This window comes from bacterium, assembly GCA_019912885.1.
Lineage (GTDB): Bacteria > Lernaellota > Lernaellaia > JACKCT01 > JACKCT01 > JAIOHV01.
In genome coordinates this window covers 19,702-41,396 of the sequence record JAIOHV010000173.1, presented here as the reverse complement: position 1 = coordinate 41,396, position 21,695 = coordinate 19,702, and the positions used below count along the sequence as shown (strand labels likewise).

Annotated in this window: 17 protein-coding genes; 11 read left to right on the top strand and 6 right to left on the bottom strand. The window is 64.2% G+C overall.

The features are described from left to right. Position 1 precedes the first annotated feature (1 nt). The 8 genes from nuoG to K8I61_15290 are packed head-to-tail and all read left to right on the top strand — an operon-like array spanning position 2 to position 9,812. Entirely contained in the window at positions 2-2,692 is a 2,691-nt protein-coding gene (gene nuoG / locus K8I61_15325) for an NADH-quinone oxidoreductase subunit NuoG (GenBank protein ID MBZ0273409.1), read from the top strand. Then, positions 2,689-3,645: an NADH-quinone oxidoreductase subunit NuoH gene (gene nuoH / locus K8I61_15320; protein ID MBZ0273408.1), complete on the top strand. Its 957-nt coding sequence runs from the start codon at positions 2,689-2,691 to the stop codon at positions 3,643-3,645. The genes nuoG and nuoH overlap by 4 nt, the downstream gene beginning before the upstream one ends. 18 nt (positions 3,646-3,663) lie before the next feature. After that, positions 3,664-4,179 (top strand): NADH-quinone oxidoreductase subunit NuoI, encoded by a 516-nt coding sequence (nuoI, locus tag K8I61_15315; protein MBZ0273407.1) that lies wholly within the window; start codon positions 3,664-3,666, stop codon positions 4,177-4,179. A 7-nt stretch (positions 4,180-4,186) separates the two neighbouring features. After that, positions 4,187-4,693, top strand: coding sequence for an NADH-quinone oxidoreductase subunit J (gene nuoJ / locus K8I61_15310; protein ID MBZ0273406.1), 507 nt, complete (start codon positions 4,187-4,189; stop codon positions 4,691-4,693). Position 4,694: 1 nt separating this feature from the next. Continuing rightward, positions 4,695-5,003: an NADH-quinone oxidoreductase subunit NuoK gene (gene nuoK, locus K8I61_15305; GenBank protein MBZ0273405.1), complete on the top strand. Its 309-nt coding sequence runs from the start codon at positions 4,695-4,697 to the stop codon at positions 5,001-5,003. A 2-nt stretch (positions 5,004-5,005) separates the two neighbouring features. After that, positions 5,006-6,889, top strand: coding sequence for an NADH-quinone oxidoreductase subunit L (gene nuoL, locus K8I61_15300; GenBank protein MBZ0273404.1), 1,884 nt, complete (start codon positions 5,006-5,008; stop codon positions 6,887-6,889). Beyond that, positions 6,886-8,382: an NADH-quinone oxidoreductase subunit M gene (gene nuoM, locus K8I61_15295; GenBank protein ID MBZ0273403.1), complete on the top strand. Its 1,497-nt coding sequence runs from the start codon at positions 6,886-6,888 to the stop codon at positions 8,380-8,382. The genes nuoL and nuoM overlap by 4 nt, the downstream gene beginning before the upstream one ends. Then, a complete protein-coding gene (locus K8I61_15290; protein MBZ0273402.1) occupies positions 8,379-9,812 on the top strand; it encodes an NADH-quinone oxidoreductase subunit N in 1,434 nt (477 codons plus the stop codon). Before nuoM ends, K8I61_15290 begins: the two co-directional genes overlap by 4 nt. 230 nt (positions 9,813-10,042) lie before the next feature. Here the strand turns inward: K8I61_15290 and K8I61_15285 are convergent, their stop codons facing one another. Continuing rightward, positions 10,043-11,560 carry an agmatine deiminase family protein gene (locus K8I61_15285; protein MBZ0273401.1) on the bottom strand — a complete coding sequence of 506 codons (1,518 nt, stop codon included), beginning with the start codon at positions 11,558-11,560 and terminating at the stop codon, positions 10,043-10,045. 206 nt (positions 11,561-11,766) lie between these two features. On the opposite strand from K8I61_15285, the gene K8I61_15280 reads away from it, so the two are divergent. From K8I61_15280 to K8I61_15270, 3 genes are all read left to right on the top strand, one after another. Beyond that, positions 11,767-14,148 carry a GH92 family glycosyl hydrolase gene (locus K8I61_15280; GenBank protein MBZ0273400.1) on the top strand — a complete coding sequence of 794 codons (2,382 nt, stop codon included), beginning with the start codon at positions 11,767-11,769 and terminating at the stop codon, positions 14,146-14,148. A gap of 96 nt (positions 14,149-14,244) precedes the next feature. After that, positions 14,245-15,180, top strand: coding sequence for an HDOD domain-containing protein (locus K8I61_15275; protein ID MBZ0273399.1), 936 nt, complete (start codon positions 14,245-14,247; stop codon positions 15,178-15,180). Positions 15,181-15,318: 138 nt separating this feature from the next. Next, on the top strand, positions 15,319-15,741 hold the full coding sequence (locus tag K8I61_15270; protein ID MBZ0273398.1) for a hypothetical protein: 423 nt from the start codon (positions 15,319-15,321) through the stop codon (positions 15,739-15,741). 27 nt (positions 15,742-15,768) lie between these two features. On the opposite strand, the gene K8I61_15265 is transcribed toward K8I61_15270, so the two are convergent. From K8I61_15265 to eno, 5 genes are all read right to left on the bottom strand, one after another. After that, a complete protein-coding gene (locus tag K8I61_15265) occupies positions 15,769-16,770 on the bottom strand; it encodes a tetratricopeptide repeat protein (protein MBZ0273397.1) in 1,002 nt (333 codons plus the stop codon). Next, entirely contained in the window at positions 16,767-18,029 is a 1,263-nt protein-coding gene (locus tag K8I61_15260) for a hypothetical protein (GenBank protein MBZ0273396.1), read from the bottom strand. Before K8I61_15260 ends, K8I61_15265 begins: the two co-directional genes overlap by 4 nt. Positions 18,030-18,070: 41 nt before the next feature. Further along, the gene (locus K8I61_15255; GenBank protein ID MBZ0273395.1) at positions 18,071-19,552 is read right to left on the bottom strand and encodes a hypothetical protein; all 1,482 of its coding nucleotides are present in this window, start codon (positions 19,550-19,552) and stop codon (positions 18,071-18,073) included. After that, complete coding sequence (locus tag K8I61_15250) at positions 19,549-20,322, bottom strand: glycosyltransferase (GenBank protein ID MBZ0273394.1); 774 nt, start codon at positions 20,320-20,322, stop codon at positions 19,549-19,551. The genes K8I61_15255 and K8I61_15250 overlap by 4 nt, the downstream gene beginning before the upstream one ends. Before the next feature lie 70 nt (positions 20,323-20,392). After that, positions 20,393-21,676 carry a phosphopyruvate hydratase gene (gene eno / locus K8I61_15245; GenBank protein ID MBZ0273393.1) on the bottom strand — a complete coding sequence of 428 codons (1,284 nt, stop codon included), beginning with the start codon at positions 21,674-21,676 and terminating at the stop codon, positions 20,393-20,395. Positions 21,677-21,695: the final 19 nt, after the last annotated feature.

The window sequence follows — 21,695 nt, the reverse complement described above, 5'->3', positions numbered from 1 at the left end:
AATGGCGAAGATCATTGTCGATAACGTTGAGGTCGAGGTGGACGGCGAGGACAACGTCCTTTCCGCCTGCCTGTCTCACGGACTGAACCTGCCCTACTTCTGCTGGCATCCGGCGTTGGGCTCGGTCGGCGCGTGCCGGCAGTGCGCCGTCAAGACCTACCGCGACGAAAACGACACGCGCGGCATGATCGTCATGTCGTGCATGACGCCGGTGCGCGACGGCATGCGCCTGTCGATCAAGGATGCCGACGCGACGAAATTCCGTGCCGAGGTCATCGAGTGGCTGATGCAAAGCCACCCGCACGATTGCCCGGTCTGCGACGAGGGCGGCGAATGCCACCTTCAGGACATGACCGTGATGACCGGTCACAACTACCGCAAGACGCGATTCCCCAAACGCACCTACCGCAATCAGAAGCTCGGGCCGTTCATCAACCACGAGATGAACCGCTGCATCCAGTGCTACCGGTGCGTGCGGTATTACAAGGACTACGCGGGCGGCAAGGATCTCGGCGCCTTCGCGTCGAAAAACCATACCTATTTCGGTCGCCACGAGGATGGCACGCTCGAAAGCGAGTTCGCCGGCAATCTCGTCGAGGTCTGCCCAACGGGCGTCTTCACCGACAAGACGCTCAAGCAGCACTACACCCGCAAGTGGGACCTGCAAATGGCGCCATCGGTGTGCCAGCATTGCTCCGTCGGATGCAACATCTCCGCGGGCGAACGCTACGGAACGCTGCGCCGCGTCGTGAACCGTTACAACAGCCACGTCAATAAATATTTCCTGTGCGACCGGGGACGCTTCGGCTACGAGTTCGTCAACAGCGAGGCGCGCATCCGCAAACCGGTGCTGCGCGCGGCCGCCGACGGCGTGGCCCTTTCCTCGCGCGACGACGTGCTCGCCGCGGTCGCCGAAACGCTCGGCGACCCTTCGCGCGTCGTCGGCATCGGCAGCCCGCGCGCGTCGCTCGAGGCGAACTTCGCGCTCAAGCGCCTGGTCGGCGACGAGCGCTTCTCGACCGGCATCTCCGCCGCGGAATCGCGCGCCGCCGCGAGCGCGATCGACGTGCTGCGCCGTTCGGGCGCGGCGCTGGCGTCGCTCGGCGAGATCGAGAAATGCGACGCCGCCATCGTGCTTGGCGACGATCCGACGCAGTTCGCGCCGCGTTTCGCGCTGGCTCTGCGTCAGTCGGTTCGCGTTCAACCTCTGGCCGCCGCGCGCGAACTCGATCTGCCCAAATGGCACGACCTCGCGCTGCGCGAGGCCATCCAGCAGGACCGCGGGCCGCTCTTCGTCGCCTCGCCCTGGCCCACGCGCCTGGACGACGTGGCGAGCGGCCGATTCATCGGCGCGCCGGCGGACATCGCACGCTTTGCTCATGCCGTCGCGACACGCGTGGCCAGCGGAACGGACACGGCGGGATTTGACGAAGCAACGCGCGACCGCATCACGAAGATCGCGCGCGACCTCAAGGACGCCGACGCGCCGCTCGTCGTCGCCAGCACCGGCCTTCTCAACGAATCGCTCATCAAGGCGGCGGGCGCCCTGGCCGCGGCGCTCGTGGCCGCGGGCAAACCCGCGCGCATCGCGATTGCGTTCGCCGAGTGCAATACCGTCGGCGTTTCGATGCTCGGCGGCATGGACGCGACGGCGGCCCTTGGGCGCGTGGCGGCCGGCGAGGCGGACACGCTCGTCGTCCTGGAAAACGATCTGTACCGCCGCGCGCCCGCCGAACTCGTGGACAAGGCGCTCGATAAAGCGCGTGTCGTCCTTGTCGATCACACCATGACGCCCACCGCCGCCCGCGCGGGCAGCATCCTTCCCGCCGCGACCTTCGGCGAGGGCGACGGCACGATCGTCAACCACGAGGGCCGCGCGCAGCGGTATTTCCAGGTCTATCCGCCGGCCGGCGACGTCTCCGAAAGCTGGCGATGGATCCGCGATCTCGCCGTCAAGGCGAAGCGCGCGGAATTCGAAGCGTGGAACGACCTCGACGATATCACCCGCGATCTCGCGAAGGCGGCGGGTTTCGAAAAAATCGGCGATGTCGCGCCGAACGCGGACTTCCGCGTGTCTGGCCTGAAGGTCGCGCGCATGACGCATCGCGTAAGCGGCCGCACCGCGCAAAACGCGCATATCAATATTCACGAGCAAAAACCGCTCGACGATCCCGACGCGCCGCTGGTCTTTTCAATGGAAGGCCATCAGGGGCAGGTTCCCGGCGCGATCAAGCCGTTTTTCTGGGCGCCAGGCTGGAACTCCATCCAGTCAACGCACAAATACATGGCCGAGGTCGGCGGACCCCTTACGGGCGGCGATCCGGGCATTGACCTGTTGTCGGTCGAGCCCGGCGGCGACTTCGGATCGGCGCCCGCCCCGGCGACGGCCAACGGCGCGCTCGGCATTCTGCCGCGCCACTTCATCTACGGATCGGAGGAACTCAGCAATCTCGCGCCGGCGGTCCGCGCGCAGACCCCGGCGGCATCCGTGCTCCTTTCCGAAGACACCGCGAAGGCGGGCGGATTCGCCGACGGCGACGCGGTCGAGTTCGCGGTAAACGGCCACGCCGTCCCCGCGACGCTTACGGTCGCTCCCGGCGTGGCTCCGGGCGTTCTGGGTGTGCCGGCCGGATTCGCCCATTTCGGATATGTCGAGCCCGCGTCCGCGACGCTGAAAAAGGTGACGTCATGAATGACATCATCGTCCGTATCGCCGGCATGATCGGCATCTTCTCCGTCGTCATGGTGCTTTCGGCCATGCTGATCTGGGTGGAGCGCCGCCTTCTCGCGCTGTGGCAGGATCGCTACGGCCCGAACCGCGTCGGCTACTTCGGCCTCTTGCAGGTCGTCGCGGACATGATCAAGATTTTCTTCAAGGAAGACTGGATCCCGCCGTTCGCCGATAAAAAAATCTTCGTCGTCGCGCCGGCGATTGTGGTCATCTGCTCGTTGATGTCCATGGCGATCGTTCCCTTCGGCCAGAATCTGCAGATCGTCGATATGAATATAGGCCTGCTCTTTTTTCTCGCCATGAGCGCGATGGCGGTTTACAGCGTCGTTCTCGGCGGTTGGGCATCGAACAGCAAATATTCGCTCATCGGAGGCATGCGCGCCGCCGCGCAAATGGTGAGCTACGAGGCGTTCATGGGCCTTGCGCTCATGGGCCCGGTGATGATGGCCGGTTCGTTCGAATTGGGCGATATCGTCGAGGCGCAAAAGAAGGTCTGGTTCTTCATTCCACAAGTTCTTTCCTTCGTGGCCTTCTTCGTCGCCGGCATCGCGGAAACGCATCGCCTGCCCTTTGACCTGCCGGAAGCCGAGTCCGAAATCGTCGCCGGTTTCCACGCCGAATACTCCGGCATGAAGTTCGGCATGTTTTTCGTCGGCGAATACATCGGCGTCATCATGATCTCGGCGCTCGTCACCGCGCTGTATTTCGGCGGGTGGCTTGGGCCCGCATTCCTGCCCGGCCCCGCGTGGTTTTTTCTCAAGATGATGTTTTTCATCACCCTGTTCGTGCTCATGCGCGGCTCGCTGCCGCGCCCGCGGTACGACCAGCTCATGAGCTGGGCGTGGAAGATCTTCCTGCCGCTCTCCTTGCTGAATCTTGTCGTCACGGGAGGCATCCTTGTCGCCACGTCGTAAACACGCCGGAGCGAAGCGATGCTGAGTTCCCTCAGATCGCTGTGGCTCGTCTTCCTGCACGCCTTCGCCAGGCGCGAAACCGTGCAATACCCCGACGAGATGCCGTACCTCGCGCCGCGCTGGCGCGGGCGCATCATCCTCTCGCGCGATCCTGACGGCGAGGAGCGGTGCGTCGCGTGTTATCTGTGCGCGGTCGCCTGTCCCGTCGATTGCATCTCGCTTCAGGCCACCGAGGACGAAAACGGCCGCCGCTACCCGGACTTTTTCCGTATCAACTTCTCGCGCTGCATTTTCTGCGGCTACTGCGAGGAAGCCTGCCCGACGTACGCGATCCAGCTCACGCCGGATTTCGAGCTTGGCGAATACAACCGCACGAACCTCGTCTACGAAAAAAAGGACCTGCTCATCAGCGGGTCCGGCAAATACCCCGATTACAATTTCTATCGCGTCGCGGGCCTTTCGATCGGCGGCAAGGACAAGGGCGAGTCCGAAAACGAAAAGCCGCCGATCGACGTTCGCGACCTTTTGCCATGAGATCCGCATGACGCTTGCCTTCTACATCGCCGCCGTCGCCGCGCTCGTCGCCACGGTCTTCGTCATCACGTCGACGCGCGCGGTCCACGCGTTGTTGAACCTCATCATGTCGCTGATGGCCGTCGCGGTGATCTTCTTCGTGCTCGGCGCGCCCTTCGTCGCCGCGCTCGAGGTCATTGTCTACGCCGGCGCGATCATGGTGCTGTTCGTCTTCGTCGTGATGATGCTGAACCTCGGCGAGGCCACCGAGAGCAAGGAACGCGAGTGGCTTTCGCCGAAATCCTGGATCGGCCCCTCGATCCTCGCGGTCGTTCTGGTCGGCGAGCTTGTCTATCTGCTTTCGACGCAGGACGCCTCGACGCTCGCGGGCGTCGCGATTTCACCCGCGGATGTCGGCCGCCGCCTGTTCGGCACCTACCTGCTCGGCGTCGAACTCGCCTCGATGCTGCTTCTCGCCGGCCTGGTGGGGGCGTATCACCTCGGCCGCCGCGCGCCGACCCAGGGGGGGAGCTGACATGGCGAACGTCCCTCTCGAACACGTCACACTTCTGGCCGCGATGCTCTTCGCGCTCGGCGCGATCGGCCTGCTCGCGCGGCGCAACATCCTGTTCATGCTCATGTCTGTCGAGATCATGCTGAACGCGGCGGGGCTCGCGTTCGTCGGCGCGGGAGCGCGCTGGGGGCAGCCCGACGGTCAGGTGATGTTCATCTTCATTCTGGCGATGGCCGCGGCGGAGGTCTCCATCGGCCTGGCGCTCATTCTGCAGATTCACCGCCGGTACAAGTCGCTTGACGCCGATCTGGCCAGCGAGATGAGGGAATAGCCGTGTTCAATCTCCTCTGGCTTGTCCCGGTTCTTCCCCTTGTCGGTTTCCTGATTCTGACGTTCGCGGGCAAACGCCTGTCGCGCGCCGCCGCCGGAGCCGTCAGCGTGGGCGCGGCCGCGGCGAGCGCCGTCATCGCATTGCTCATCGCGATCGCGTTCATGACCTCGCCGCCGCCCGACCACCACTTCACGCAGACGTTGTGGACGTGGATGAGCGTCGGGAACTTCGCGCCCGACTTCGCGTTTTATCTGGATCCGCTTTCCGTCGTTTTCATGCTGGTGGTGACGTTCGTCGGAACGCTCATCCATATCTACTCGACGGAGTACATGGAAAAAGACGCGGATTTCCCGCGTTTCATGTCCTACCTGAACCTTTTCGTGTTCGCGATGCTCTGCCTCGTGCTCGGCGACAATCTGCTGCTTCTCTACCTCGGGTGGGAAGGCGTCGGCCTTTGCAGCTATCTGCTCATCGGGTTCTGGTACAAGGACAAGCAAAACGGCTATTGCGCGCGCAAGGCGTTTGTCGTCACGCGCATCGGCGACACGCCGATGGCGATCGGCCTGTTCCTGCTTTTCTGGTCGCTTGGCACCGTCAACATCCAGGAATTGATGGGCCGCGCAACCGACACCTGGTCGGTCGGCCATCCGATGGCGATCGCCGCCGCCTTGCTGCTGCTTGGGGGCGCGTGCGGTAAGTCCGCGCAGGTGCCGCTGCAAACGTGGCTGCCCGACGCGATGGCCGGACCGACGCCCGTCTCCGCGCTGATCCACGCCGCGACGATGGTCACCGCGGGCGTATATCTCATCGCCCGCACGCACGTCATCTTCGAGCTCGCCCCGCCCGCGATGACCGCGGTCGCCATCGTCGGCCTTGTGACGCTTCTGATCTCCGGCTTCACCGCGCTCGTGCAGACGGACATCAAGCGCGTGCTTGCGTATTCGACCGTCAGCCAGATCGGCTACATGTTCCTGGGGCTTGGCGTCGGCGCGTTTTCGGCCTCGATCTTCCACTTCATGACGCACGCCTTCTTCAAGGCGCTCCTGTTCCTCGGCGCCGGCGCGGTGATCCACGCGCTTCACGAGGAGCAGGACCTGCGCAAGATGGGTGGCCTGAAAAACTCGCTCAAGACGACCTACCTCACGTTCCTGGCCGGCTCGGCCGCGCTTGCGGGCTTCCCGCTCGTGTCGTCGGGCTTCTACAGCAAGGACCTCATTCTCTATAAAGCCTTCACCTCCGGCCACGTCGTCATGTATGCGCTCGGCGCGTTCGGCGCCTTTATGACGGCGGTGTACACCTTCCGCCTCGTGTTCCTCGCCTTCTTCGGCGAAGAGAAGACGCACGTGCATCACCCGCCCGGAAAACGCATCACGTATCCGCTCATCATCCTCGCGGTGCTGTCGATCGTCGGCGGATTCGTGGAGCTGCCCGCCACACTCGGCAACGTGCCCGCCTTCTCGCACTTCCTTGAGCCGACGCTGCCGGTGCATCACGGCGAGCATCACGTCGGCACGGAACTCGTCCTGCAGATCGTCGCCGCGGTCATCTCGCTGTCCGGCATCGCGCTGGCCTATTTCCTCTGGGTGAAGCGCCCGGATATTCCCGCCGCACTCGCCGCCAAACCCTGGGGTGAGACGCTGCGCCGCTTCTGGTTTTCCGGCTGGGGGTTTGACGCGGTTTACAACGCGCTCATCGTTCGCCCGGTCATGGGCTTTGCGAAATTCAACCGCAACGACTTCGTGGACGCGGCCTACTCCGGCATGGCGGTCGTCGCCCGCGCGGCGCACGGCCTCATCCGGCATACGCAGACCGGGCGCGTGCGCTGGTACGCCTCCGGTGTCGTCTTCGGCGCCGTTCTCCTCGTCGCCATCGTGGTGGTTCTATGATTCTCGTCTACTTCCTCGCGAGCACATTCCTTGGCGGCGCCGCCGCGTGGGCGCTCGGCAAGTCGAACGACAAGGCGCCGCGCTACATCTCGCTCGCGGTGCTCCTTGTCAACTTCGTCGTCGCGGTCGGCTATTGGCTCGGCAACCCCGCGGGCGAGCCGGGCGCGTTCATGTCCGATGTGCGTTTCGCGTGGGTGCCCGAGTTCGGCATCAGTTTTCACCTGGCGATGGACGGCCTTTCGCTCGCGATGATCGTCCTGACCTTCTTCCTCGGCGTCCTCTCGGTGCTGACGAGCTGGAACGAAATCACCGAGCGCGTCGGGTTTTTCCACTTCAACCTCATGTGGATCCTCGCCGGCATCGTCGGCGTGTTTCTTGCGCTCGACCTGTTCCTGTTCTACTTCTTCTGGGAAATGATGCTCATTCCGATGTATTTCCTCATCGGAATCTGGGGGCACGAAAAGCGCATCTACGCGGCCGTGAAGTTTTTCATCTTCACGCAGGCCGGCGGCCTTCTGATGCTGCTGTCGATCCTCGGCCTCGCGTTCGCGGCCCGCGCACAGACCGGCACGCTCTCGTTTGATTACTTCGATCTTCTCGGCACGAGCCTCGCGCCGCGCACCGGGATGCTTCTGATGCTGGGGCTGTTCGTCGGCTTTGCCGTCAAGCTCCCCGCCTTCCCGCTTCATCCCTGGCTGCCCGACGCGCATACGCAGGCGCCGACCGCGGGCTCGGTCATCCTCGCGGGCCTTTTGCTGAAGACCGGCGCGTACGGCCTGATCCGCTTTGCGGTGCCGCTGTTCCCGGAGGCGTCGCTCGAATTCGCACCGATCGCGCTTGCCATCGGCGGCATCGGCATCATCTACGGCGCCGTCATGGCGTTTTGCCAGGACGACCTGAAGCGCCTCGTCGCCTATACGTCCGTCAGCCACCTGGGCTTCGTGCTGTTGGGCGTCTATGCGTGGAACCAGATCGCGCTGCAAGGCGCGGTGATGCAGATGATCTGCCACGGCCTCTCGACGGGCGCGCTGTTCATTCTCGTCGGCGATCTCAAGCACCGCCTGCACACGCGCAGTCTCTCGGAAATGGGCGGCCTCTGGGAAACGATCCCGAAATTCGCGGCCGTCGGCATGTTCTTCGCGATGGCCTCCCTTGGCCTGCCCGGGCTTGGCAATTTCGTCGCCGAGTTCCTCACGCTCGTCGGCGCGTTTGAGGCCAACGTGTTCTGGACGGTCATCGCCGCGATCGGCATCGTCTTCGCGACCGTTTACTCCCTGTTCATCGTGCAACGCGCCTTCCACGGATCAAACGTCCACAAGCACGCGCTCGCGGACCTAAGCCTTCGCGAGGCCGTCATCTACGGATCGTTCATCGTCCCGCTGATCGGACTTGGCATCTACCCGCAACCGGTGCTCGACATGGTGAACCCCGTGCTCGAAGGACTGACGCGCGTTGTCACCGCCGCGGCCCAGCTCCCCGGAGGTCTCTCGTGACAAGCGCGCAGATCGCCACTCTTCTGCCGATCATCATCCTTTCCGCGACTGTCCTCGGCTCCCTCATGACCGCCGCTTTCGTAAAAAAAGGTGGCGGCCTGACCGCGGGGCTCACCATCGCCGGGCACCTCGCGGCGCTGGTCGCACTTGTCCCCGCCGCCGCGGCGAGCCCGCAAAATGTGATGGGCGTCTTCGCGGGCGACGCGTATTACGTCTTCTTCGCCGCGCTTGTCATCGCCGCGAGCGCCGTTGTCGCGCTGCTCGCTCACGGATATCTCGCCCAAACGACGCAACGTCCCGACGAGCTTCACATCCTGCTCACGATCGCCACGATCGGCGCGGTGACGCTCGCCGGCGCGACGCACTTCGCCACGCTATTCCTCGGTCTGGAAATTCTCACCATCGCGCTCTACGCGATGATCGCTTACATGCGCGAGCGTCCGCTCTCGATGGAAGCGGGCGTGAAATACCTCATCGTCGCGGGCGCGTCCGGCGCGTTCGTACTGTTCGGCATGGCGCTCATTTACGCCGACACCGGCGAGATGGGATTCGCCGGCGTGCGCGGATTCCTGTCCGGCGGCGCGACGCTCGCCGTCACGATCGGCGGCGCGATGATTTTTGCGGGCGCGGGCTACAAGCTCGCCGTCGCGCCCTTCCACATGTGGGCGCCCGACGTTTACGAAGGCGCCCCCGCGCCGGTCGGCGCGTACGTCGCCACGGTATCCAAGGCGGCAATGTTCGCCGTGCTGCTTCGCCTGTTTTCGCTCGCTCGGCCGGAAGCGTTCTCGACCTTGTGGGCCGGCATCGGCGTCATCGCCGTGCTGTCGATGTTCGTCGGCAACCTGCTCGCCTTGATGCAGAAAAACCTGAAACGGCTTCTCGCCTATTCGTCCATCGCGCACCTGGGCTATCTGCTCGTCGCGTTTGTCGCCGGCGGCGAAGGCGCCATGCTCGCAGGCGGCTACTATCTCGTCGCGTACGTGGTCACGAACCTCGCGGCCTTCGGCGTCATCGGCCTTGCGTCCGGGCCGGATCGCGATCGCGACGCGATTTCCGATTACCGCGGCCTATTCTGGCAGCGGCCCCTTTACGCGACCGCGCTGACCGCGGCGATGCTCTCGCTCGCGGGTATTCCGCTGACGGCCGGCTTCCTCGGCAAATATTTCGTGCTGGCCGCGGGCGTCGGCGCGGCGCAATGGGCGCTCGTTTTCTTCCTCGCGTTCAACAGCGCGCTCGGCATCTACTACTACCTGCGCGTCGTCGTTGCGATGTTCTCCGCCGCACCCGACGGCGAGGAAGTGGTCCCCGCGCCGCGTTTCGCGCTCGGCGCCGGCATCGTCGCTATCCTCGCGTTTGTCATCTTGTGGTTCGGCATCTTCCCCGCTCCGCTCATCCGCGCAATCACATCGACGCTCTCGCCTTTGGGATGAAATAGACTGGAACGCTGATAGACCGAACGTTTGAAAGTCTGACGGGTCATTGAAACCGAAACGCGGCAACCGAATTCCCGGCTGAGATACGACAAAGGGCACAAAGATCAAACTTTGTGCCCTTTGTGCGTTTTGTGTATTCGTGTTGAAATTTGTCGTTGCTTTTTGCGATGGCCTTCCAGACTTCCAGACTTCCAGGCTTTCAGACTTTCGGACTTCTCATCGTCTCATCAACACCCGCATCCGCCTTCATCGTCGTCGTCATCATCAGCCATGTCGTCATCGCCGGAAACGTCATCGTCATCGCCCGCCGCGCCGTCGTCATCGTCACCCGCGGCGTCATCGTCGACTCCAACATCGTCATCGTCGCCCGATGCGTCATCGTCATCGCCGGCGTCGTCATCGGCGTCATCATCGTCGGTCGCATCGTCGTCATCCGGCGGCGGCGGCGGATCCGTAGCGTAATCCTGCATCTCCATCGTGACGCAGTGCACCGCACCGCCGGACTGAATGATGTTCTCCGAATCCACGAGCACGACGGTGCGGTCCGGATAAAGCGACTCGTAGATCGCCTTCGCCGTGGCGTCCTCGGAGCGGTTATATTGCGGCACCATCACGACATCGCCCGCCACAAGGCCGTTCGTGTACGTGTGGAACACGGAAAACAGCGCCTTGGCCCATCCGCCCGATCGTTGCGGGACGCGCACCACGTCGTAAAACACGCCGTCGAGCGACTGCGAGCCCGCCACTAGCGCCGCCACGTTATCGAGCACCGCGTAATTCGCGTCGCCGGTGTCCTCGTACTGCCCGACCATCACCGTCGTCTGGTCGATGACCTTGAGGAACATGTCGATGTGCCCCGTGCCTTCGTTCGCCAGCGGCACCGGCATGATCACCTGATCGCAGCCAAGATAGTCCGCGAAAAACTGATCGACCTGCTGCTGCGTGATGCCGGGGTTGTTGTCGAATACCACCGTGCTCGCGAAGCACGTCCCGCGCCCGTCGGTCAAAAGATTCCCGCCGTCTTGCAGGATCTCGGATTGGTAAAGCGGCATCGTGTACGTCGACGACCAGAACGGCGGTATCGCGTCGTCCGCTTCGCGCCAGTAGCGCGAATACGTCACGTCCAGGATCGAGGGCGTCTCCTCCGCGCCGACCCCGATGAACACCGGGCCCCAATCGCGCATCCACACGGTATTTGTGTTCACGATCTGAAAATCGACGCCGCTTGTCGGAATGCCCTCGCCGGCCAGCTCGGAGAGCACGTTGTTCTTCTGCGTCTCGTTCTTGACGACGATCGTCAGCGGCTCTTCGCCCGCGAGATTCTCGACGATGCCGTAAAAGGTCGGCTCGTAGCCGGGAAACTCGCTCGGCCAGCGCGCCAGCACGCGCGTTTGCGCCTCGAACTCCGCCGCGTAGCGCACCGGTGCCGGGGGCGGCGCCGTCTGCCCCTTCTCCCGCCGCGAAAAACGCGTCAGGTCCGGTTCCTCGTGCCACCACGCCTCTCGAACCACGTCATCGAACAGAACGGACGCCTCGTCGCGCGTGACACCGAGTTCGGCAAGGCGCCCGGTGCGCTCCAGGCTGTCGAGGTGGCGCTCCCTGTCGAGAGGAATCCGCAAGAATCCCGGCATGGGCATGGCGCGGACCTGCTCGCGCAGCGCGGCGAAATCCGCGCGCGCGGCGCCCGGGATGGAAAGCATGGCCGCGACAAACGCCGCGACCGGCAGGGACAACCACCGATGCATCAAACGGCCCTCTCGAATGCGGCGAAATTCGCGCCGCCGTTCGAACGATTTTTATCACAATTGCGCCCCGTTCGCATGATGCCTCCTGGCGCGCGGGCCGCTGGATCAAAGTTTAGGCGCACGCCGGGCGCCGTTCGGTGAATTTGCTGACGGGCTCCCGTTTTTCGCGCTCTTCCCTCTTTTGCCTTTCCCCGGATAATGGCGCCATGCGTATCCTCATCGACACCGCGATATTCGCCATCGTCGCCGGGCTCGTGTTCGCGGGCGGGTGCGTTTTCGGCGACGACGAAGACACGTCGGTGCCGGAATCCCGATCCGTGAACGATGACGCAGACGACGACGTCGCCGATGACGACGCACCCGGCGACGGCGACGGCGACGGCGATCCCGTCACCGATCCTCTCCCCTGGGTCGATCCGTTCATCGGCACCGGCGGACTTGGCTGGGGCATGGGAGCGATGACGCCCGGCGCTTTCGCGCCCTTTGGCCTCGTCAAGATGAGCCCCGACACCTCCGTCGGCGGCCTGATGATTCCGCTCCTGCACGCGGGCGGCTACTGGTGGCCGGACAACACCATCCGCGGAATGTCGCACCTGCACCTGCCGGGCACCGGCATTGCGGACCTCGGCAACATCAACCTCATGCCGGTGATGGACATGGACGATGCGCGCGTCACGAACGAGGGCTATCGCTCGGGTTTTCGCCACGCGAGTGAGGAGGCGCGGCCGGGATACTACCGCGTGCATCTGGACCGTTACGACATCACGGTCGAGAGCACGGCGACGCCCCTGACGGGTCTTTCCCGCTACACCTTTCCGAACACGGGCGCGGCGCCGCACGTCGTCGTTGACGTGAGCTATTCGATTGTCTCGGACGCATGCCGGGGCGCCCAGGTGACGATCGACCCCGCGCGCCGCGAAGTGTACGGATACACCGACCAGCACGGCACGTTCAGCAAATATTCCGGCGGAATGAAGATTTATTTCGCCGCGCGATTCGACGCCGATTTCGTCAACTGGGGAACGTCGAACGACGACATACGCTTTGCCGGCGCCACGCACGCCGGCGGCGACGACATCGCCGCCTACGTCGGGTTTGCGCCCGGCACGAAAAACGTCGAGGCGCGTGTCGGCATCTCGCTTGTCAGCGTCGAACAGGCGCGGCGCAATCTGGATCATCAGACCGCCGGGCGTACGTTCGACGAGATCGCAAGCGACACCGCCGCAATTTGGCGCGATTTGCTTTCGGACATCCTTGTTTCGGGCGGAACTCCGCTTGAACGCGAGATCTTCTACACCGCGATGGACCATCTCTACGTGCTGCCGACGTCGATCACCGAAGCCGGCGGCCTCTACGTCGGCTTCGACCGCCAGGTGCACGTCGCCGACGGATTCACCTACTACACCGACCTTTCGTTGTGGGACACCTTCCGCACCTTTCACCCGCTCCTGACGCTCCTTCGCCCGGACATGAACCGCGACATCATCGTCTCGATGATCCGCATGTACGAGCAGGGCGGCGCGTTTCCGATGTGGGCGCAGGGACTCGGCGAAACGGAGATCATGATCGGTTCGCACGCGGACACCGTCGTTGCCGACGCGTACCTGAAGGGGCTGACGAATTTCGATATCCAGACCGCGTGGGAGGGCTTGCGCGCGCACGCGATGGGTCCCGTGCCCTACGCCGGTCGCCCCGGCATCGAGGAGTACATCGACAAGGGCTACGTGCCGTACCGATTTTCTCTCCTGGACGAGTCCGTCTCGATGACGCTCGAATACGCGCTGAACGACTACTGCCTCGGCCGCCTGGCCGAAGCGATCGGCGAAGACGAGGACGCCGCGATGTTCCTGGATCGCGCGCAAAACTATCGCAATCTGTGGGATTCGGAGACGAATTTTTTCCGCGCCCGCCGCGAAAACGGCGATTTCGTGGATATCTCGTTTCCGGAGATGACGTTCTTCTTGCACGGATACACCGAGGGCAACGCCTACCACTGGCGCTGGTTCGTTCCGCACGATCTCGCCGGCCTCGTGGAGCTGTTCGGAGGGCAGGAACCATTCCTCGCCGCGCTGACCGATTATTTCGAACTCGCCGTCCCGCGCGCCGACACGCCGCTGCACGACAAGTACTACTGGCACGGCAACGAGCCGAACATCCACGCGTCCTACCTGTTCAACGTCGCCGGGCGCCCCGACCTGACCGCGAAATGGGTCCGATGGGCAATGCGCGAAAAATACGACGGCGGCCCGCACGGCCTGGACGGCAACGACGACGGAGGCACGCTTTCCGCGTGGTACATCTTCTCCGCGCTCGGCTTTTATCCCCTGCCCTGTACCGACCTGTATCTCGTCGGAAGCCCCCTCTTCACGACGGCGACGGTTCGCATGGGCGACCGCACGCTTGTCGTCACGGCGCAAGACGCCTCGCCCGAAAACATCTACGTGCAATCTCTCGCGATCGACGGCGAACCGATCGACACGCCCTGGTTCACGCACGAACGCATCGCGAACGGCGGGACCATCGAGTTCGTCATGGGGCCGGCGCCTTCCGATTGGGGCGCCGGCGCCAACCTGCCCCCGATCCGCTGACGCGCGGCGATTCGGGTCGTTTTTTCGTATTTCGCTTAACAAGAACGCTCATCCCGTCGATACGTCCTTTAGGCCCGACGGGAGGTTTTGCATCCGATGATACCGAGCCGACTATCGACCGTGCGCGTTTACGAGGAACAAGACGAAAAAGACGCCGGCAGCGCGGCGCTTTCCCGCGAGGGCATCCGGCAGCAGTTGCGCATGGAGATCTCGCGCCGCGTTCGCGAGGGCGAGTTCGACGTTCCCATGCTGCCCCACGTCGCCGCGCAGGTCTTGCAACTGGCGTCGCAGCCGGATGCTTCCGCCGCGAAAATCACGCACATCATCGAGCAGGATCAGTTCATCTCCGGCCGCCTCATCTACATGGCCAACAGCCCCGTCTTTCGCGGCCTGCACGAGGTCACGAACGTCAAGCGCGCGGTCATCATGATGGGCTTGAAGACAACGACCGACCTCATCCTGTCGATTTCGTTGCAATCGAAGATCTTTCGCAGCAAGGATTTCATGCCGCTCATGCAGCGCCTCTGGCGCCATTCGCTCGGCTGTGCATTCACGGCGCAGGAAGTCGCGCGCGTCTCTCGCCGCGACAGCGATTCCGCGTTCCTTTGCGGCCTGCTCCACGATATCGGCAAACCGCTCATGATCGACACGATCACACGCCTTCTGGCCAAGGACCGCGATCGCTACTTCCTCGTCGTGGGCGACGAGTCGCTCGTTTCGGATCTGCTGGACGAGTTCCACGCGCAGGTCGGCGGCCTGATCGCCCGGCGCTGGAAATTCCCCGACAGCCTTGTGCATGCGATCGCCCATCACCATGAACCGATCCGCGAAGGCAAGGTTGACGAATGTGCCCTGCTGACCGGCGTCGCGGACCTTATTGCGCATCGCATGGGATTCGGCGACAACCCCCGCGAAGGTTTGCTGGCGGAAAACGCGTGGGTGAAGGAGATGGGCATCACGCCGGAAAAAGTCCAGGAACTCGAAAGCCGCCTGCCCGAGGCGCTCGATTTCTTTTTCCGGTCCTTCGTCTAGATCCTCCATGAACGAACGCAAAATCGGCGGTTTCGGCCGCCGGTTTTTTCGCGCGTGCCTGCCCTTGGCAAGCCGCGCCCCCGCCCCTATCATGCGCGCGCCTTGTTGATCCGACGCACCAGATTCCCGCGCTTCCTGTTGATGTTGTCGGCCCTCGCCGTCCTTGTCGCGGCGGGCGCCTGCGAGCGCCAATCGTCCACCGGTGGCGACGATGCGCCTGGGGCCCTCGTCCGCGCGCAGGAGGAAGGCGATGATGACGCCGGCGGGTCCTCGCCACGGCCGGACTGCGTCGCCGCGTTTCGCGCCCTGTATGGCGAGGAGGGCTGCGTGCCGGGCGCTTACAACGAAAGCCGCATCGACGCGGCTTGCGCGACGTACGATGCCTGGGCGAACGGCGTATGCGCCTCCGGCGTGCTGTCCGACTTTTTTCGCTGCCTCGAGGAAATTTCGTGCGACGTATTTGAAGAGGACGCCAAACCGTCGTTCACGCACGAATACGAGCGCTGCCGCGTTCAGTTCGCCAAGGAAATGGATATCTGCATCCAGGCGGAAAACGGGTAGCCACGACCGTCCGGCCCGCCGCGCCGCCTACAGTTCCGTCTCGTCTTGCGAGGTCGGGATCAACGACGGCTTCATGATCTCCGCTTCGATATGCGAAAGCGCCGCCGTGCCTTGCGCGACGAACTCCGTCTCGTCGGAGTTGTCCTTCGCCGCGTCTAGATACGCCCGCCACGCCTCGCGCGCCTCGTAAGGGCGCTCCATGCGGTCAAAGCCGGCGGCGGTATTGAATAGCGCGCGCAGGTGCGTCGGATCGCAAGCGGACGCGCGCTTGTAATGCTCGACGGCCATGCCGATCCGCCCGGCGCGCGCCTCGGCCAATCCGGCGAGAAACCAGGAGTCGGCTCGATCCGGCACGCGCCGGCACAACTCGCGCGAAGCGGCGAGCGCCTCGTCCGCGCGCCCGGCCTCGAGGTGCGCTCGAATCGTCTCGGTCTCCCGCGCGAAATTCATGTCGTCCATGCCGGCGAACTGCATCGCGGCGGCCAGCTCGCGTTGCACATCGTCCCACAGAACATGATCCGCATCCTCGCCTTCGCGCGACTTGATGATCCCCGCCGCCTTGCGCAGCCAGAAAATCGCGTCTTCGTGCCGGCCGACATGCTGGCCGTAGATGACTCCCAGTCGATAGGCGGCGAACTCCGGAGCCGGATTCTTCTCGCTTTGAAATGTAAACTTGTAGTGGCGAATGGCACTTTCCCAGTCGCCGCGCCGTTCCATTGCCGCGGCGAGCTGGCGCTGGTGCTCGAAATCAATATTTTCCGTGTCCGCGGGTACGTTGGTCCCGTAGAGCCAGGCGCCTATACCACCAGCCTTCCCAACGCCCTTCCAAAAGGTAACGGTCACGATCGTTTGCACGACGATGGCGAGAATGATCGCGGATCCAAGACCAAAGCCCGCACCGAAGTAAGCCCCGGCAACGAAAATCGGGAATACGAGAAGATTGAGCACGACGAAATACGCGATCCAGCCCGGAAGGTCATCATCCGCTCGCGCGATTCGCTTCCAGAGTTCCCCCCAATGAACCTTCATTCCGTGATCGCCTCCAGGACGATCGGCTCGCGAAGCATCTGATCGGTGATGCGCCACGCCGCCTTGTTCTCCTCGTGCGTGTCGGCGTTGGTCTGAAGGATCGGATCGACGAGCGTCACTTCGACCGAAAGCACGCGGTGCGACGGCGCGTCCGGCGGCAGCGTCGAGATGTGCGGAAACTTCGGCAGGCGCATGCGGAACACGTTCTTGCCGCCGTCCTTTCCGACGTACACGAACGGATTCGCGAATTTCGAAAAATCGAGCGGCTCCTTCGCGAAAAATTCGTATCGATACGTGTCCCCCGCGGCCTTGGCCGCCGTCCATTCCATTTGCGTCGCCGCGCCGGGAAACAGCGCGAAGATTAACGGCAAATAGAACTCCACCGCCTCCTTGGTCGCCGACTTGGCGTCGACGCGCACGCCCCAGCGCGCGTGTTTCGCGTCGGTTTGCGTCAGGACCAGATGCGCTTGCGCGAAATGCGGAAGCGAACGCATGACGCGCACGACCTCGTCGGCGGTCGCAGCCGGCCCGACGGTCACGCCTTCGGCGGGCTCGACGCCGGGCGTCATCGTCTCGCAATCGAGCGCGCTTTCAACCTGGGCGTACAGCCCGCTTGTCAGCACGCCGTGCAGGCGCTTTTCATAGACTGGCAACCCCTGCGCGTCCGTCATCGGCGCATTCGAGGAACGCACCTTCCCCGGCGGCGCGACGCGAAGCCGCATGGAGCCGGAGAACATCTTCTCGACGAGCAGATCGAACGTCGCGGCATCGAGATTCGAAAGCGCCGTCGGGTCCGGCTCGACCATCTTGCGCGGATCGCGCTGCGCCAGATTGAGATGCACGGAGAAATCGCCGCAGCGCGCGCCCGTCATCTCCAGTTTGGCAGCCGCCGGCAATAAGGGCATTTCCCGGGCCGCGTCGCCGTTCAGAAAATCGTTGAGCGCCTTGGGATTGTCGAAAACCAGGCGGTATCGAAACACCGCGCGATCGGCCTCTTCGTAAAAGGAATGGTCGATGAGATCGACGCCGTCGGCCGCGCCCGCCGCCTCGGCAAGCGCGCTTGCCGCGCTCGCGGTTTCCGCCGCGAGTCCGCGCCCGCCGACGGCGGTAGCGAGGATCGCGTCGCGCCGGTCCATCCGCACCCAGCCGGTCAGGAATCCCGAACCGTCCGGCAAGATGCGAATCTCGGTTTCGAGATCGAAGCATCCGCCCGTGGCAAGGGCGACAAGAATGATGGCGATGGAAAGTCGGCGACGCACGCCGCGATTATAGGGGCGCCACCGGCGTGTGGAAATGCGCGTTAACGGCGCCGGTAAAGATAACCGGGAGACGAACGCGTGGCGGCCGACATGCGCACGAACGGCAGGCGTTCGACGCGGTCATAATCGGCGTCGAGCATCGGCCGAAGGAGCGCGGGCGCGGCGCGGTTTCGTTCCTCGATGAAATACGGAACCCGCCGCTCGCGAAGCTCGGCGGCAAGACGCAGGGCGATCGGGCGTCCCCACGCGGAATTCGCGAAATCGCGCCACGACATCTCATGGATCCAGAAGGTGTCGCCGCGCGGCAAGACGTGCCCCGGCATGTAGTAAGCGTCGTCGAGCGCATCGATGCGCTCCATCAATCGTTCCGCACGCTTTTGTTCGTTTGGCGAGATGGTCGCGCGCTCATACGACGACCATTGCAGCGCAATCTGCGCCGCGAGCAAGATCGCGATGACGCACGCCGCAGGCGGCGTCGATAACCTCTCGCGCGCCGTTGCGCCCGCGCGCTCGCGGAAAAGATCCGCGACGCCGACGCCGCCGGCGATCGCCGCCGCGGCGCCGACCGGCATCAGCGAATTTCCCGCTCCGCCCGCCTGAATCCGGAACAGATACGAAACCGCGTACGCGGCGGCGAAAAACGCGAGCCAGCGATCCTCGAACACGCACCGCCACTCGCGCCTCCAGAAACGCCAAAGAACCGAGGCGACGACAAGCGCGATGGGAATCGGCCACTCGCCGAGGATTTCGCGGTGCGCGCCGAGCACGCGCTCATCAAGGACGTTGCCCTTGACGAGCTGAAAGGTGTAGCGCCAAAACCACCCGTCGCTTGTGGCCTGCCAGGCAAGAACGAACGCGCCGACAAGCGCCGCGAAGACGGCCGCGAATACGAGTGCGTTTTTTCGATTCGCGACGAAAAAGACGAAAAGGAGCGGAGGAAAAAACAGCAAACCATTTTGCTTGGCGAAGGTCGCAATCGCCAGGATCAGGGCGGCAGCGGCCGCGCGCCGCGTCGATCCGCGCGGATCGGCGACCGCAAAAGCCGCCACGAGAAATAACATCGCAAACGCGTCGACGCGAAAGAGGTCGGGAAACGTTCGCAACAGCGTGTACGCGCTCAAATAACACGCCGCCGCCGCCGCGCCGACATACCAGCCCGCGCGCGCGCGGACGCTGTATATGATGACGCCCGCAAGCGTGATCGTCGAGGCGAACGAAACGGCGCGCCCGGTCCAGAATTCGGCGCCAAAGATTTTCACGAGCGCGCCGGTGACAAGAAAATACAGCGGAAAATACGGCGCCGGGATGTAGTCGAGCGAGGGTTCGGGATAGAGCGCCCCGCCCTGCGCGACGCGCGTGGCCATGGCGAGCATGTGCCCCTCGATCCATTCCAGATCAAACGGAAAGTCGACGCGCGTCGCGAAGGCGTGAACGAAGCGAGCAAGCGGAACAAGGGCCAGGGCAAAAACAATCGCGCCCGGCAACACGCGTAACGGCCGCCGATACGGGCGCGGCGATGTCATGCCGGCGGCGTCGGGGCCGGCAGACGGGGAGGCCGCGCGAGGGCGAGATGCGCGTATACCCGGAGATACTGAATCACCGTCCGCACGATGCGGATCTTGCTTTCGCCTTGCTTGAGGTCATAGCGCAGACGAAGCGGTATTTGATCGACGCGCGCGCCGATCCGCGACATCTTCACGAGCAGTTCGAGGTTCACGGAAAAGCCGGGCGACACAATCAGCCCCTCGCCCCAGGCCTCGAAGGCGCGCCGGACAAGCGAGGCGCGATAGAGGCGATAGCCACAGCTCACGTCGCGCACGTGCAGATTGCCAAGGGCAACGCGCGTGAACACGCGCGCGCCGACGGACAGGATCTTGCGAAACCACGGCACGCCGGCGACCGTCGAGCCCTCGAGATAGCGGCCCGCCACAACAAGCTCGGCGCCCCGCCGGGCGGCTTCGACCAATTGCGGAATCTGGTCGGGGCGATGCGATCCGTCCGCATCCATCGAAACGACAAACCCATCCGGATCGACAAGATCAAGCGCGCGTATTAGCGCCGTTCGCATGGCCTCGGCCAGGCCGCGATTTCGCGCGTGCGGCTCGACGACGACCGGGTACGTCCCGGCCGCGGCCGCGGCGATCGCGCGCGTGCGATCGGTGGAGCCGTCGTCGACGACAAGAATCAACGCGTACGGCACGGCGTCGTGCGTATCGCGGATGAGATCGGCGAGATTGCCCTCCTCGTTATAGCTGGGAAGGCACACGACAAGGCCGCGGCGCGCGACGGTCATGACGATATCGATCCCGGGGACCGCCCCGCATTCGCGCCGCCGGGCGTGACGGAGGCCGGGATGGCGCGCGTCACCGCGCGAACGCCTCCCGGCCGATCCAACGCGCGTCGCCGCCGAGAACGTCCTCGATGCGAAGAAGTTCGTTGTATTTGCACAGGCGCTCGGAGCGCGAGGCCGACCCGGTCTTGATCTGCCCGGTGTCGCACGCGACCGCCAGATGCGCGATGAACGGATCGCACGTTTCTCCCGAGCGATGCGACACGACGTTCGTGTACCCCGCGTCTCGCGCGGCGTTGATGACGTCGATCGTTTCCGTCACGGTGCCGATCTGGTTGAGCTTGATGAGGATGCTGTTGCCGATCTTCTCCCCGACGCCGCGCGACAGGCGCCGCGGGTTCGTGACGAAAAGATCGTCGCCGACAAGCTGCACCTTGTTCCCGAGTTCGTCGGTCAGCCGCCGCCAGCCTTCCCAGTCGTCCTCCGCAAGACCGTCCTCGACGGAAATGACGGGGTACTTCGCGACGATCTTCGCGAGAAATTCGATCACCGCGTCCGAAGGCGCGCGGCGCAGCCCCTCGGCGGCCATCGTGTAGGCACCGTTTTCGAAAAATTCGCTCGCCGCCACATCGAGCGCGAGGAAGACATCCTCGCCCGGCCGATATCCCGCGCGTTCGATCGCCGCGAGAATCAGTTCGAGCGGCTCCTCATTGTTCTTGCAGTTCGGCGCGAACCCGCCTTCGTCGCCGACGGAGGTGGCGTAACTCTTGTCGCCCAACACCTTTTTCAGATGGTGAAAGACCTCCGCGCCGCAACGCAGCGCCTCGGCGTACGTCGGCCGGCCCGCGGGCACGATCATGAACTCCTGAATGTCCACGTTGTTGTCCGCGTGCTGCCCGCCGTTGACGACGTTCATGAGCGGCACCGGAAGGATCGTTGCGCCGCGGCCCGACGGCAGCGCGCGGAACAGCTCCTGCCCCGCCGTGATCGCGTGTGCGCGCGCGACGGCCATGCTCACGCCGAGAATCGCGTTGGCGCCCAGGCGGCCCTTGTTCGGCGTGCCGTCGAGTTCGATCATCGCGCGGTCGATATCGCCCTGCGCCGCGGCGTCCATCCCGCGAAGGCGGCCGAGGATTTCGCCGGTCACATTGAAAACGGCGCGCGTTACGCCCTTGCCGAGATACCGCGATTTATCGCCGTCGCGCAGCTCGACGGCCTCGTGCGTGCCGGTGCTCGCGCCGGACGGAACGGCCGCTTCCGCGCGCGTTCCGTCGTCCAGCGTCACTGTCGCCGAAAGCGTGGGATTGCCGCGCGAATCCAGAATCTCACGCGCCGTGATATTCGCGATCTTTGCCATGACCTGCTCCTTGCGGCCC

Excerpts from the sequence above, each read along its gene's own strand:
- nuoG (MBZ0273409.1), top strand. The coding sequence starts at position 2 with ATGGCGAAGATCATTGTCGATAACGTTGAGGTCGAGGTGGACGGCGAG.
- nuoH (MBZ0273408.1), top strand. The coding sequence starts at position 2,689 with ATGAATGACATCATCGTCCGTATCGCCGGCATGATCGGCATCTTCTCC.
- nuoI (MBZ0273407.1), top strand. The coding sequence starts at position 3,664 with ATGCTGAGTTCCCTCAGATCGCTGTGGCTCGTCTTCCTGCACGCCTTC.
- nuoJ (MBZ0273406.1), top strand. The coding sequence starts at position 4,187 with ATGACGCTTGCCTTCTACATCGCCGCCGTCGCCGCGCTCGTCGCCACG.
- nuoK (MBZ0273405.1), top strand. The coding sequence starts at position 4,695 with ATGGCGAACGTCCCTCTCGAACACGTCACACTTCTGGCCGCGATGCTC.
- nuoM (MBZ0273403.1), top strand. The coding sequence starts at position 6,886 with ATGATTCTCGTCTACTTCCTCGCGAGCACATTCCTTGGCGGCGCCGCC.
- K8I61_15285 (MBZ0273401.1), bottom strand. The coding sequence starts at position 11,560 with ATGCATCGGTGGTTGTCCCTGCCGGTCGCGGCGTTTGTCGCGGCCATG.
- K8I61_15280 (MBZ0273400.1), top strand. The coding sequence starts at position 11,767 with ATGCGTATCCTCATCGACACCGCGATATTCGCCATCGTCGCCGGGCTC.
- K8I61_15275 (MBZ0273399.1), top strand. The coding sequence starts at position 14,245 with ATGATACCGAGCCGACTATCGACCGTGCGCGTTTACGAGGAACAAGAC.
- K8I61_15265 (MBZ0273397.1), bottom strand. The coding sequence starts at position 16,770 with ATGAAGGTTCATTGGGGGGAACTCTGGAAGCGAATCGCGCGAGCGGAT.
- K8I61_15255 (MBZ0273395.1), bottom strand. The coding sequence starts at position 19,552 with ATGACATCGCCGCGCCCGTATCGGCGGCCGTTACGCGTGTTGCCGGGC.
- K8I61_15250 (MBZ0273394.1), bottom strand. The coding sequence starts at position 20,322 with ATGACCGTCGCGCGCCGCGGCCTTGTCGTGTGCCTTCCCAGCTATAAC.
- eno (MBZ0273393.1), bottom strand. The coding sequence starts at position 21,676 with ATGGCAAAGATCGCGAATATCACGGCGCGTGAGATTCTGGATTCGCGC.